The organism is Paenibacillus sp. FSL H7-0940 (assembly GCF_037979415.1).
Lineage (GTDB): Bacteria > Bacillota > Bacilli > Paenibacillales > Paenibacillaceae > Paenibacillus > Paenibacillus amylolyticus.
Genome location: NZ_CP150280.1, coordinates 7,010,238 through 7,024,375, shown reverse-complemented (window position 1 = coordinate 7,024,375; position 14,138 = coordinate 7,010,238). Strand labels below are relative to the sequence as shown.

Annotated in this window: 13 protein-coding genes; 6 read left to right on the top strand and 7 right to left on the bottom strand. The window is 48.3% G+C overall.

Annotation, left to right across the window (positions count from 1 at the left end):
- The first annotated feature begins 352 nt into the window (after positions 1-352).
- Positions 353-1,483, top strand: a complete 1,131-nt coding sequence (locus MHB71_RS30875) for a YheC/YheD family protein (RefSeq protein ID WP_340028422.1) — start codon at positions 353-355, stop codon at positions 1,481-1,483.
- Positions 1,484-1,568: 85 nt separating this feature from the next.
- Positions 1,569-2,360: an archaetidylserine decarboxylase gene (gene asd / locus MHB71_RS30870; protein WP_036605808.1), complete on the top strand. Its 792-nt coding sequence runs from the start codon at positions 1,569-1,571 to the stop codon at positions 2,358-2,360.
- A 347-nt stretch (positions 2,361-2,707) separates the two neighbouring features.
- On the opposite strand, the gene MHB71_RS30865 is transcribed toward asd, so the two are convergent.
- Complete coding sequence (locus MHB71_RS30865) at positions 2,708-3,493, bottom strand: AraC family transcriptional regulator (protein WP_036605807.1); 786 nt, start codon at positions 3,491-3,493, stop codon at positions 2,708-2,710.
- A gap of 178 nt (positions 3,494-3,671) precedes the next feature.
- Entirely contained in the window at positions 3,672-5,129 is a 1,458-nt protein-coding gene (locus MHB71_RS30860; RefSeq protein WP_340030253.1) for a PLP-dependent aminotransferase family protein, read from the bottom strand.
- 155 nt (positions 5,130-5,284) lie between these two features.
- Here MHB71_RS30860 and MHB71_RS30855 point away from each other — a divergent pair, with 155 nt between their 5' ends.
- From MHB71_RS30855 to MHB71_RS30845, 3 genes are all read left to right on the top strand, one after another.
- Entirely contained in the window at positions 5,285-5,902 is a 618-nt protein-coding gene (locus MHB71_RS30855; RefSeq protein ID WP_340028421.1) for a pyridoxamine 5'-phosphate oxidase family protein, read from the top strand.
- Positions 5,903-6,080: 178 nt separating this feature from the next.
- Positions 6,081-7,379: an aminotransferase class I/II-fold pyridoxal phosphate-dependent enzyme gene (locus MHB71_RS30850; protein WP_091020859.1), complete on the top strand. Its 1,299-nt coding sequence runs from the start codon at positions 6,081-6,083 to the stop codon at positions 7,377-7,379.
- A gap of 217 nt (positions 7,380-7,596) precedes the next feature.
- Positions 7,597-7,725, top strand: a complete 129-nt coding sequence (locus MHB71_RS30845) for a hypothetical protein (protein WP_017692471.1) — start codon at positions 7,597-7,599, stop codon at positions 7,723-7,725.
- Positions 7,726-7,893: 168 nt separating this feature from the next.
- Here MHB71_RS30845 and MHB71_RS30840 read toward each other — a convergent pair whose 3' ends face one another.
- The 5 genes from MHB71_RS30840 to MHB71_RS30820 form a co-directional block, all read right to left on the bottom strand.
- Complete coding sequence (locus tag MHB71_RS30840) at positions 7,894-9,111, bottom strand: ABC transporter permease (RefSeq protein WP_340028420.1); 1,218 nt, start codon at positions 9,109-9,111, stop codon at positions 7,894-7,896.
- Positions 9,112-9,113: 2 nt separating this feature from the next.
- Positions 9,114-9,866, bottom strand: coding sequence for an ABC transporter ATP-binding protein (locus MHB71_RS30835; RefSeq protein WP_036605802.1), 753 nt, complete (start codon positions 9,864-9,866; stop codon positions 9,114-9,116).
- A gap of 27 nt (positions 9,867-9,893) precedes the next feature.
- Positions 9,894-11,267, bottom strand: coding sequence for a DEAD/DEAH box helicase (locus tag MHB71_RS30830; RefSeq protein WP_340028419.1), 1,374 nt, complete (start codon positions 11,265-11,267; stop codon positions 9,894-9,896).
- A 210-nt stretch (positions 11,268-11,477) separates the two neighbouring features.
- Positions 11,478-12,251, bottom strand: a complete 774-nt coding sequence (locus MHB71_RS30825) for an SDR family oxidoreductase (RefSeq protein ID WP_047841269.1) — start codon at positions 12,249-12,251, stop codon at positions 11,478-11,480.
- A gap of 56 nt (positions 12,252-12,307) precedes the next feature.
- Positions 12,308-12,766 carry a chemotaxis protein CheX gene (locus MHB71_RS30820; RefSeq protein WP_036605799.1) on the bottom strand — a complete coding sequence of 153 codons (459 nt, stop codon included), beginning with the start codon at positions 12,764-12,766 and terminating at the stop codon, positions 12,308-12,310.
- Positions 12,767-13,223: 457 nt separating this feature from the next.
- Here MHB71_RS30820 and MHB71_RS30815 point away from each other — a divergent pair, with 457 nt between their 5' ends.
- Positions 13,224-14,126, top strand: a complete 903-nt coding sequence (locus MHB71_RS30815) for a LysR family transcriptional regulator (RefSeq protein ID WP_036605798.1) — start codon at positions 13,224-13,226, stop codon at positions 14,124-14,126.
- Positions 14,127-14,138: the final 12 nt, after the last annotated feature.

The following is a 14,138-nucleotide window of genomic DNA, read 5'->3' as shown; positions in this document are numbered from 1 at the left end:
GAGGAAAGGCGGCTGTCCACGCCCCCGTTCCAGTCATGTCATAGGATATTATATCTAGGTCGTGTCTGAAAACTCGCTGAAGTGCATCTTTCACCGTCTTTTCGCCCCCTGCTGTGTCACTTTCCCTAGCCGTGCCCCGGCACGCCTGCGGAAAACTTCCTTGCTTGGAACGAAGATTCGGCAAAACCTGCTTCCTTCAGAGTTTTAGACACGCCCTGAGCAAGCACTAGTGCTTGGCGATGCATCTTACACACCGGTCTGCGTTATCGCGATGTCTGAGCCATGCGGTGACAGGCCGGCATTCCATGAATGGACGATCCATGGTCGCGATAACATCGAAGGAGGAACGGTCATGCTCCAAGAAACGATCGGCATTATGTTCGATTCACGCATGTACCGGGGGATACCGGCCGGAAGGACCGGTCAGGAATCACTCGCGAATTATGAACAGGCAGCGGCCAGTTATGGATTAACTCCCTGCTTTTTGAGGCTGGAAGATATCGATTCGGATCAAAAAACATGTCTTGCCTATGTTAAAAAAGAAGGCAGATATGTTCGCGAGCGCATGCCACTGCCCTCCGTCATTCATAACCGCTCACTCCAGCTTCGCCGGACGGAACAGCATCAGATTACCAAGCTGATGTTGCAGGGTATCCAGGTATTCAACGTTCGCAACCGGTACCGTAAAGATCACATTCATGACATGCTTCAGCAGGACCTCGCCTTGCGAGAACACTTGCCCCATGCAGTTAAAGCTACGCCAGAGTCTCTGGCCTATATGATGGAACAACATGATGACCTCGTCATCAAACCATGTAGCGGTAGCATCGGTCATGGTATTATGCGAGTCTTTGAGCGAGATGGACAGTGGAAACTAACCTGTGAGACGAAGGCTGCACGCAAAGGGTGGGCTACCTTCCGATTGAGCAAAGGACAGCTCCCTTCCGCCACCCTAAGGCGGATCTTTCGCCATGCTTACCTCATTGAAGAGCGTATCCCACTGGTACGTTATGAGGGCAGGCCGGTAGATTTGCGGGTATCTGTACAACGTGGCGGCGATGGTCTTTGGGGAATAACAGGCATGTTTGCCAAAGCGGCTCCTGCCCATACGTTTGTCAGCAATATCGCCCAGGGCGGTAAAGTCATGAAGCTTGCAGAGGCCCTTGGATTAGGGGAATCTGGCTTCGACCTAGCTCGACTGGAATACAGAATCGGACTCGTTGCACTTCGAATTGCCCAGAACCTGGCGGCCAGTCTGCCACATCTGGCTGATCTGGGTCTTGATCTCGGGATAACGCGTAGCGGCCAGATCTATTTTATTGAATGCAATGGACGGGATCAGCGTTACGGTTTTCGCAAGGCGGGAATGTCGGAACACTGGAAGGCAACGTACAGCAAACCGATGGCTTATGGGCGTCTGCTGCTGGAACAGAATTCGAGAATTCCGAGACAACCGCAGACATACGATAGGAGACTATATTGATTTCGTGTGCATTCTGTGTCAATATTATGCAGAACGGCCGGTCTTGCCGGCCTTGAAGTTCGCATTAACCCTAAGGGGGATATTCATGGCAAAAACGCTGTTGCGATTAATGACCGAGCTTTCTTCGCGCAAATGGATCTCCCGGACCGTGGGAGCCTTCTCCAAAAGCCGGGGAAGTAAGGCATTTATCCCTTATTTTGTCCGGACCTACGACATCCCTGTTCAGGAGGCCGAGAAAGACTGGAAGGAATACCGTTCACTGAACGATTTCTTTACCCGCAAATTAAAGCCGGGCATGCGCCCGTTGGAACTTTCAGAGCATGCACTGATCAGCCCGGTAGATGCCAAGATTACGGCAGCTGGTCCAATATCTGCAGGGACACTCCTGAATGTTAAGGGACAAAATTATACACTTGCTGAATTATTAAACCATTCTCCCCATCTGGAGAAGTACAAGCACGGGTACGGGTTCGTCCTCTATCTCAGCCCTCGCGACTATCACCGCATTCATGCACCTGTCAGCGGCCGCAAAATAGAGAGCGAACACATCAAAGGCAAAGTTTATCCCGTGAATGACTTTGGCCTGACCCATATGAGATCCGTGCTTAGTCGAAACGAACGACTCATTACGTATATCGCACATGATTACGGTGAAGTGGCGGTTGTCAAAGTAGGTGCGATGAACGTGAGTAGCATACAATATGCTGATACGGACATAAGTACCTGGGCACAAGGCGATGATCTGGCCTATTTTGAATTCGGTTCCACCGTTGTTCTGCTGACGCAGAGTGGCACATTCGAACCAAACCCGGGCTTACAGCCAGGCGATTCGGTCAAAATGGGTGCATTGCTTGGTCGTTTGAAACCGAAGAACTAATGAGTCCATACGCAAATAAAGAGGATGGCGCAGCACCTGTAACCAGGTATTGCGCCATCCTCTTTATGAATTCATATTCATCCATATATACATGCAATACGAAGCTTCGCTCCGTCGTTATTGGTCTGCTGAGTTCTCCTCAAAACCACACATCTTGCAAGTCCTCTGCCGGTTTGAAGCGACGCAGACGGTTCCGGAAAATATTGCATCCCTTCGTAGAGCATCCCCGGTTGCGGACCCGACGTTTTCCGTTCATCACAAGTTCCCCCTTTTGGTCATCTGGAATGCTAGATAATTACCCTTGCGTTCCAGACTTGAAACGGTGTCCTGTTTTTCTCATTAGAATTTTAACGAATCTCGGACGGGCTTTTGCCGGTATACTGCTTGAATTGACGACTGAAGAAGAAAATATCCCGGTAGCCCAGAGCATCCGCCACTTCGGTCACATTCATGCCGGTATGCACCAGCAGATGTTCCGCCCGTTCAATACGCATGCGGATAATATAAGATTGCACCGATGATCCCACCAGTTCCTTGAACTTGATCGAGAAGTATCGGGGCGATAAGCCAGCCCGCGCAGCCAGATCTTCCACCCGATGCGTAATCCCCGGATGCTGACGCACATAATTGGCGACCTCCTGGATCACATCGGACAACTGGTTACTTACCTTTTTCTCCACAGGTTCTTCCGTATCGGCACGCAGCAGATGAATCATCAATTGTTTCAGAATCAATCGGCTCTCTTCATCACGTCCGTACACATCCGATAAGAACAGTCTTACATAACGTGCCAGCAAATGCTCAAACTCCACCGTTTCCTGTACCTCGCGATAGGACTGGGGAACGTCAGCAACAGGCACGTCCACATCAAAGTGAATATACGTAAGTACCAACGGTTTTTGCTTATTATGTGTTGCAGTAGGATGATCTCCTGGCCTGAACAAAAAACAACTCCCCTTGCCAACTTCATACGACTGGTCATTCAATACAAGCGTTCCTTCACCACTCCATACATAAAATAAATCATAGTTTTGCATCGGTTTTTCCCGTTTCTGCCACTTCCAGCCCGGTTCACAGACAATTTTGGCGACAGCGGGCAAAATAACAAATGATGACGGCGATGCCTGCAGCATGTCGCCACTCCCCCTTGATAGTTAATCTCTCTGCATATGGCATCATTCTGATCTGAATCTCACTTCTTCAATCCAGGCCATATGTATTTCAGTATCTTGCATGATTAAATACAACTTGCTCATATATAATCTCTGCCCCTACAGGAGCGAAATGTCTTATCCCATTATACAGCGGAATTCACCGAAACGAAAATGTGCACTTCTCCCAGGCTAGCCGCATTCGCCGGATTCCCTCTGTCATCTCTTCTTTCTCCAGATGTGCAAAAGCAAAACAGGCCGCCGGATGACCTGAAGTCAGCCGATATCGCTCTGCATCACGGAACAGTATGCCATCCTCCTGAGCAAGCTTTTTAAATCGCTGATAACTGTCCACATCGCCATTCCAGGTAGCGTAGATATGCAGTCCTGCATCACCAAGCTGCATCGTGAATGCCTCCGGCAACTGTAGTTCCATCTCTCGGACAAAAAAATCATGCCGTTCCCCATATAACCGGGTTAACCGTCGTAAGTGCCTCAGGTAACCTCCTCTGGTCATAAATTTTGCCAGTGCGCGCTGCTCTAACAGCGCCGGAGGTACCGGTTCATACAACGCCTTGGCGGCAAGCAGAGGTTCTACCAGACCAGGTGGCAGGACGGCGTAGCCAAGTCGAAACGAAGCAACCATCGTTTGTGAGAATGAACCAACATAGATGACGCGCTGTTCACGATCAAGCACTTTGAGGGGTTCAATAGGCCTTCCACCCCATCGGAATTCACTGTCATAATCATCTTCAATGATGACCGCATTCCGCTTCGAGGCCCAAGCAAGCAAGGCACGTCTTCTGTCCAATCCCAGCACGGCCCCTGTTGGAAACTGCCGGGTAGGGGTGACAAATAACGTCTGTGCCTCCCAAGGCTGAGGAATAATGCCTGCGGCATCCACCTCTGCCGGGATGATATGCCCACCACAGGACTTGACGGCATGGGCGATGCCTGGATAACCCGGATTCTCCAATACAACTGCTGCCCCCTCTGTGATCAACAGCTGGGATAGTAAGGTGATGCCTTGCATTGAACCACTGAACAATACAATCTGAGAGGGTTCAGCCTGAATACCACGTGTCCATCTGAGATGGGAGGCGATGGCCTCACGCAGCTCCGGATCACCTGCTACACCGCTTGATTCTCGCCAACCACTGCGATGAACCGCAGCGAGTGCACTCTTCCACTCCCCTAACGGGAAATGTTCTGCAGGCATGCGCTGCATTTGAAAATTAATGACGGACGCCTTCGGTGAAGACATCTGAGTCCGCAGGATTTCATGTTGTGTATTCAACCTCTGTACTCGTTCGCCCCAGGGAGACAACTTGAGAACGGCTTCCTGTTTTTCATTTTCCTGAGTGGATAATGTTTCGGTGACAAATGTACCTCTTCCCCGATGTGCATGGACATAACCATCCGCAAGCAACATGTCATATACCTGAGCTACCGAACCACGTGACATCTCATATTGCTTTGCCAGCTCACGGGTGGAAGGAAGCCGCGTGCCTCCCACCAATGTGCCTGCATGAATGGCATCACGTAACGCATGGTACAAGGCCTCATACTTGTATCGATGCTGAAGTTCATAGGTATCCATCGGCAGCCACAATTCCATCATGCACCTCTCTTCATTTGTATTCATCTGTGATCCCCGACTAATTGGCCTACTAAAGTGAATGTAAATTGGATCTATTTCATTGTCAATGTATGAACTATGGTTATCCATAAGATATGGCGTTCTATTATACATTCAATGATGGGGGAATACACATGAGACGGAAAGAATTCACAGTAGATGAAGAACAGGAAATTACCACATTTCTGGATCAGTGCTCCTTCGGGTTTCTGGGCACGGTCAGCCCGGACGGACAACCACGGGTTACACCGCTGAATTTCGTATATATGGACGGTTGCTTTTATTTTCACGGCAGTCTGGCTGGTGAGAAGATGAAACAGATCAAACAGGATTCGTCGGTCAGTTTCACGGTAGCTGAAGAGTTCTCCCTGATTCCATCCTACTTCAGTGATCCTGAGCTGGCTTGTCCAGCGACTTCTTTCTTCAAAAGTGTCATGGCCTTTGGTCAGGCAGAACCGGTTAAAGATCTGGACATCAAAGGTAAGGTACTGCAACGATTCATGGAAAAACTCCAGCCGCAAGGCGGATATGTACCCATTGACGCTACTGACTCGCGTTACACAGGAAACCTCAAAGCTGTAGCCGTAGTCCGAATTAGTCCTGAACGGATCAGCGCCAAGTTTAAATTTGGACAAAATTGGTCTATTGAACGCCTGGATCATATCCGTGGTGAACTGGAACAGCGCAATGAAGGAAGAGATGCCGAAACTGCTGAAATGATGCGGAAATACTGTCCATTTCATCAACAATAAGTTTCATTTCTTGAGGATTACTCCAAGGTCGAATACAACGATAACCCACCCGAAAACCCTCTGCAACAACGCGGTAAAGTGATATAACTGTCATATTGCGTAATTTCCGTGACGGGGGCATGTCAAGGTGATATAATGTTAGGCAGTTGAATCACAAAGACTTGGAAGGATGAAAAGAATGAATCCACTGGCTGAACAGTTGAACGAAAGTATTCAGACAGGCAGCAGTCACGTCTACTCCATGCTGTCACAGCTTGGCAAAGAAATTTATTTCCCTAAAGAGGGGATCTTGAGTCAATCTGCTGAAGCAGCAAGCTTGGCCAAGACCCACAATGCCACGATTGGTATCGCCCTGGAGGGTGGTGTGCCGATGCATCTTCAGGTTATTCAGGAGAAGCTGTCTGCATTCCAGCCAAAGGATCTGTATCCTTACGCTCCACCTGCAGGCAAACCTGAATTGCGGACCGTTTGGAGAGACAAGATGCTGAAGGAAACGCCTTCTCTGGAAGGCAAAACGTTTGGCAATCCGATTGTAACCAATGCATTAACCCATGGACTAAGTATCGTAGCCGACCTGTTCGCCGATGAAGGGGACGCTGTCATATATCCAGATAAAAACTGGGAAAATTACGAGCTGACCTTCGGAATTCGTCGTCATGGCCAGTTGGTTCATTATCCCCTGTTCGATGATCAGTTGAACTTCAACAGTGATGGTCTTCTTCAGGCTTTGCTTGATCAAAAGGACAAAGGTAAAGCCATCGTGCTGCTCAACTTCCCGAATAACCCTACAGGTTATACGCCTGGAGCCGAAGAAGCAGATGCCATTGTGAACACGATTCTTCAGGCAGCTGAAGCCGGCGTTAACGTGGTTGCTGTAACAGATGATGCCTACTTTGGACTGTTCTTCGAAGATTCTATTCATGAATCCCTGTTTGGCAAACTTGCCAACATTCATCCACGTGTGTTGACCGTAAAAGTGGATGGTGCAACCAAGGAAGAATTCGTATGGGGCTTCCGCGTTGGATTCATTACGTATGCCCATGAAGATGCAGCCGTTCTGCATGCATTGGAACAAAAAACACTCGGTATTATCCGGGCAACGATCTCCAGTGGCCCGCATCCTTCCCAGACTTTTGTACTGGATGCGCTCAAAGCACCGGAATTTGAAGCACAGAAACAGGAGAAGTTCGAGATTATGAAAGGCCGCGCCAATAAGGTAAAAGCCATTCTCGATAGCGGCAAGTATGGAGATGCATGGGACTATTATCCGTTCAACTCCGGTTACTTCATGTGCCTGAAGCTAAAAGAAGTTGGCGCTGAAGAACTTCGAAGCCATTTGCTGCACAAATATGGTGTGGGTACAATCGCGCTGGGTGAATCGGATCTTCGAATCGCCTTCTCCTGTATTGAAGAATCCGGGTTGGAAGATCTGTATGAAACCATCTATCGTGGAGTTCAGGATCTGCGGACGACTTAGTTAACACAGACCTGTACCCTGAATGTTATAAGAACCCTTTGTATAACGGCGACGCTTCATGTCACTGAATATACGAAGGGTTCTTTTGTGTTTTATCAGCCCAAAAGCTTTAATTTCTGGCTTTACCGGGCATCGGCCCAATCAGCCTACCCCCATGGCACATAATATACGATGTACGCAAGGGCGTGCCAAACAACCACTTGAAAGGGGAATGACCATGTCTGGAGTTGAAGATACAAGAGGCGGTTATGGATGCGGCGGTTACGGCGGAGGATTTACAAACACAGGTGCTATTCTCGTTCTGTTCATCTTGCTCGTAATCATCACTAAATCGTTCCTCTGTTAGTACCAATACACACTTGCGCAGAACCAAGTGATCTGATTGCATGATTCCATTACAGCACAAAGAAGGGTATACCGGGATACAGCCCGGCATACCCTTCTTTTGTTATCTTTTGTACCTCTCACTGATGAACCCAATGTAATAATCCGAGTTGGTCAGGTGTCCGATCGTTTACTCGTCCTCTTCTTCCTTCAACCACTTGTTACCTTGCGAACGCCGCATGATCACAATCACCAGTATACCCAAAATAAGTGCTACTCCGGTGACAGTCAGTCCGCTTGCTCCGGCAGCCAGCATAGGCAACCACATGAGTAACGCAGCCAGTGCATGTAGATGGAATATGAATCCCAACACCTGAGAACGACGACTCTCACCCGAGATTGGATAGATCATAATCCAGAACGATTCACTATGACTGCGACGCAGCGCACCTAACTGAACACCTGCAAGTAACAGGAAGAACAGATACACCCCGACACCAAAGTAGCTGCCTGCTGTCCACCAGGATAGTAACATGCCCAGTACAACTAGGCGTAACACGATTGAGAACACTTCGGTTCGAACAAACGTTTTGGTTATCAAGTAACGGTAAGCTTTCCCTGCATTCCAGGGAAGACCACTCCCCAATTTGCTTAGCCAGCGACGCGAACTTACTTTCTGTCCGGATGAAGGTACATCGACAAACCAGCCAAGCGTACGCATAACCCTGCCAGCCTGACCCTGCTCTACCTGAATCAGTCGTTCCCACGCAACACGATGTTTCACCGGTATACGCAAGGCGACAATGTAGACAACAGCCAGCAACAGCAGGAACCAGACGCTGCGCTGCGGTGGCTGCCACAGCCAAGCGCCAATCGCCAGCACTGCCAGAGCCCATCGCAAGAGACGATATCCTCTTGCTGCCCCGACCTGAACCATTCTTAGCTCTTGCCATGCTCCATAACTGGACAACCCTTTCCACAGCAGCAGGAACACGATGAACCAGCCAAATGGCCGTGCATCCAGATCTGCTCTGACATAGAGGGGCCACAGTGTAACAAATACAAGCAGCAAGCCCAGAGTTTTATAGACGATGCCCCGGGCAAAGCTGTTCTTCAAATACTCCTGCATCCGGTATTCCTGTGGTCGCAGGAACACGATATCTGCCGGAAGCAGATATGTACGATAACTGCTAAACAGCACTAGCGGTGCCAGCAGCAGCAATGCAACCCAGCGAATCGGAAATTCCGCCGGAATGTTCTGGACAAACGATGTATACCAGGCGGAGAACGCAATGACGAGAAATAAAAAGACCATAGCTACACCGCTCTGGATCACATAACCCAGATAAGGAAGAATTCCGTTCCAGAATCCTGTGCGTCTTTGCTTCCATAGCAGCTTGAGATCCATGCTCAATCCCTGCCTTGTACGAGGGAATAGAACATGTGCTCCAGCGTGGCATCCGATTCCCCGAATTGGGAGCGCAGTTCATTCAGCGTACCTTGAGCAATAACCTGCCCACGGTGCAGAACGATAAAACGGTCACAGTAATTTTCAATCGTGGACAGAATGTGTGAACTGAGCAGGATGGATGATCCCGAAGCTTTCATCTCCAGCATAAAATCAAGCAAAGAGCGAATACCCAGCGGGTCCAGTCCCAGGAAAGGCTCATCAATGATGTACAGTGGTGGTCCGGCCACAAAAGCACACATGATCATGACCTTTTGTCTCATCCCCTTGGACAGGTGAGTCGACAGACTTGTACTTTTCTCATTCATACGGAACAGTTCCAGCAGTTTCTCCGTACGTTGTTTGAAATCAGCCTCAGACACATTGTACGCTCTTGCCGTAAACTCCAGGTGCTCCATCACCGTCATCTCATCATACAGTTCGGGTGATTCCGGTACAAATGCCATAGCCGATTGGTAGATCTGCGCATCCTCGTCCCGCTTCTTGCCCATCACTCGCACTTCGCCCTGTTGAGGGGTCATCAAGCCGAGGATGTGTTTCATGGTTGTGCTTTTGCCAGCACCGTTTAAGCCGATTAGTCCGACCATCTCTCCACGTCCAACTTCCAGATCGATGCCGTGAAGGACGGGCCGTTTGGCACTATAACCTCCGCTTAACCCGCTGATTTGCAGAACAGGCGATTGAACGTTTTCCATCTATCCCTGCACCCCTTTCGTCAGATTCTATTCTTCGGAGCGTGGCGCTTTGTCTTTACTCCACTTGGGTGCTCCTTTGTTTTTACGATCCTGGTCGCGCTCCGTGCGGCCTGTATTACCTGTTGGTTTGCTACCTTCCGGACGCGAATTGGAGATTGTAGCTCGGGTTCCCCCATTACGATTGCCCTGACCTGGTTTGCGATCTCTGGATTGTCCTGGTTTTCTGGAGAACGAATGTCCCTCAGGCCGCGTGTCCGGACGCGGGTCAGCCTCCAGTACTTTACCGCCAAAGAGTACACGTTCTGACAGTTCGATTCCGAGTTCGCGTGCGAATTTACGCATAATAAAGATCTGTGTTTCATCCACAATGGACAAAACGATACCCGAGCGTCCCATCCGGCCTGTACGACCTGCACGGTGAACATAGTGCTCCGAGTCAAAGGCAGGGTCATAGTTAATGACCATTGGCAAACCTTCGATATCCAGTCCTCTGGCAGCCACTTCGCTTGCAATCAGCAACTGAAGTTTGCCATTACGGAAGGCAGACAATACGTTACTGCGGGTCACTTTGTCAGCATCCCCATACAGCGCAGCAGCGGACAAGCCCAGATGATTCATTTTTGCTTCAACTTCACCAATATCTTCGGTTGCATTCACAAATACGATTGCCCGATCCGGATTGTACTGTCTAACCAGACGACGCAGCATGTCAATTTTGTTACGGTTTTCTTCTACAAAATAATAATGCTCAAGGCCCGCGGCCGTAGCTCGATCCGGTTCAATTCCGATCTGCACAGGCTCTTTCATCTCACGCTTTGCGAGTCCAGCTGTATGCTCATCAATGGTTGCTGACAGGAAGATCAGCTGACGGTCCCGCAATGCGCTCTTAAGTACAAAGTTCACGTCACTTACGCCGCCAAGTTGGAACACTTGGTCTGCTTCATCGATAACAATCGTAGAGACGTTGTGCATTTTCAGTTTTTTGAGTGTAATCAATTCCTTCAGTCGTCCCGGTGTACCCACAACCAATTGTGGATGCTCACGCAGCTTCTCGATCTGACGTTTAGCCGCTGCGCCTCCAATTAGACCCAATACGCCAATCTTACGTTCTTCCGCATAACGCTGCGCTTCACGTACAATTTGCATCGCCAGCTCTTGCGTAGGTGCAATAATGAGTTTCTGCGTACCTTTGATATCCATTTTGATGGATTGTAACAGTGGCAGCAGATATGCCAGCGTTTTTCCTGTTCCCGTCTGGGATTTGGATACGACATCTCGGCCTTCCAAAATAACCGGGATTGTCTGAGCCTGTACAGGTGAAGGTTCGTTAATGCCATGTTTCGCCAAAACGGCCTCCAGATCCTGTTCCACGCCAATTGAAGCAAATGTTTGATTCGTCATGTATGTCCATCCTTTTAATTTATTCATTTTGATGCTAGCCTTGCTTGTACGGATATTACCGAAGCCTGTCATCACATTACCTTTCATTATATGCGAAAAAAGCCTGTGTACCAAATCTTATTCCAGAATTGTATGTATACACGCCAAAAAAAAGAAAAGCCCCTCGGCGGAGCCTTTCTTTCATTCCGTATATGATGCCTCGTATCACATTTACTTCTGATTCATTACACCGTGCGACAATCGATCTGCAAGACGAGGAAATAGCTGGTACAGCCATATGCCAGCAGAAGCAAGTCTTGGCAGATTCACTTCTTCCTTGCGCTTTTTCATCGCCCGAATCATATGACCCGCAACGTCTTCCGGTTTCAACATCATCCAGCGTACATTATTCACATAATTGCCAGAAGGGTCAGCCCGATGGAAAAATGGTGTATCAATCGGACCCGGATTAATCGTTGTCACCATGACACCAGTCTTGCGAAGCTCTTGACGCAGCGCATTACTAAATCCAAGTACAGCATGTTTCGTAGCTGTATAGGAAGCGGATTTGGCTGTACCTATTTTGCCAGCCATGGAGGCCACGTTCACAATCTGACCTTTGCCACGTTCCAGCATTTGTGGAAGGACTGCTTTGGTGCAGCGGACAATGCCCATGTAATTAACGTCCATCATCTCATCGAATTCCTGTACAGACATCTCTGTCATCGCTGCGAATTTCCCGTATCCTGCGTTGTTCAGCAAAATGTCGATTCGTCCGTATTTATGCAATATCGCATCCACAGCTGCCTGAACCTGCTCACTATCCGTAACATCAAGTGTGAGTAATTCATGCGGCCCTTTCAGCGAGGCACCAATCTCTTCCAGCTTGTCCCGTGAACGGGCAGCCAGAATTGGGATGGCTCCTTCTTCTATCAGCATCTGCGCACACAGCGCACCGATACCACTCGATGCACCTGTGATAAACACTACCTGATCTTTCAGCATCCGTGATGTCCTCCCGTATTGAACACATATTGCCTTTTGAGGCGTATGGTTCTATTCTACGAGATCATGACCTGAATATCCATCTCACCAATGCCGTCCATCAGCAAAGGAATACTCAGTGCTTTCGTTGCACTAAATGTAGTCAGATGTTCGGACTTCATCACTTGTGGAGGTGTAATATCGACCACAACACCCTGGTTTGACAGGATCGTGCTGGCGTTACCACTGATCATATTCCCCAGTTCGGAAATCGCACTTTTGCTCATTTCATCCATTTCTGTAATGACAAAACCACCCATCATCGCAGATACAATTTTCAATGCAACTTGTTCATTAATTCCAAATACAATGTTTCCGCTAAGTTGTCCGGTCATTCCGATCACGATCCAGACATGGTCTGCAATGTACTCTACATTTTTCACGCCAAGACTCCCGGTGGAAGGCGAAACCTGGATGAGCTGTTCGAATACGTTCCGTGCCGATTCCAGGAAAGGATTAATCACTTCCGCTTTCACTGTCTATGTCCCCCTCGCACTGGGTTATTGGTCACACACCAAAAGTCCCATATTCATTAAATTTATTATACTTTATCACGTACAAGAATTCATTAAGAATTCGTTAAACCATGTGTACTATAATTTATCGTCATCCGTGGGGCAAATGTTTATAGCTGATTCTAGCGAATAAACAGCGCTTTTCACTTCTTTTGAAGAAAGCATTTCGATCATCGTGCGTGGCAAAGGGCATTTAGGACTTTATTACTGCTTTTTCGCAACTGTAAAAAAAATCAAATTCTTGTATTCGCGTTTTTTTCACAGTCTCTTGAACTACTTTTGATCCTGATCATTACCTTCATTGCTCTGCTGTCCTGAATCACCTATAATTTAAGATAACGGAACAATAACCAGTTACGGGATTACATCACACTAAACACTACATAATCAAGAAATTTTGCCTGCAAGGAGGTCACCTATGAACATAAGCCAACTGGAGACACTAATTACCATTTCCAAAACGATGAGCTTCCGCAAAGCGGGAGAACTTCTGAACCTGACCCAGCCTGCCGTCTCGGCCCAGATCAAAAGTCTGGAGGACGAATTCAGCACCGTTCTTGTGGATCGGAACCAACCCGTTACCCTGACAGACCGTGGACAGGTATTCCTGGAGCACGCTGAACGGATGCTCGACATCGTTGATGAGTTGAAACAAAAATTGTCCGATCTTGATGAAACGCCTCAGGGACGTATCGTATTAGGCACAACAACTTCCATTGCTATTCAGATCTTGCCAAGGGTGTTATCCTATTTCCAAGATCAATTCCCGCTGATCAAAACCAGTATCCAGTCCCTTCCTTCATCACAGATCTATACTCAGGTCGAAAATGGTCTGGTTGATATTGGTATCGGTTATCTCACGGAGCGTAATCCCAACCTGAATACATCTGTGCTCTACTATGACACATTTGAACTCGTGGTATCTCCTTCCCATCCGCTGGCAAAGAAAAAACATGCTGCAGTGGATGTGCTCCGGAGTACACCATTGATTCTGCTGTCCCCTGATACCGTAGGACGAAGGTTTACGGAAACTATCTTCAAGAAACATAATATTGAACCTAATATTGTAATGGAGTTGTCGAGCAGCGAAGAAGTGAAACGGATGGTCGAGATTGATCTCGGGGCAGCTGTCATATCCAAACAATCTGTTGCGCATGAGTTGCGTCAAGGTACATTGCGAATGATACCCTTAAGTGAGCTGGAGGTCAGTCACCCTGTTGGTGTCATCTATAAGTCCAGTCGATACCTTAACTCAGCGATGCAGCAGTTCATAAGTGACCTCAAAGGTATGCCGGAAACCCAATTCATCAGTTCAGAATGACAATGAGCCATG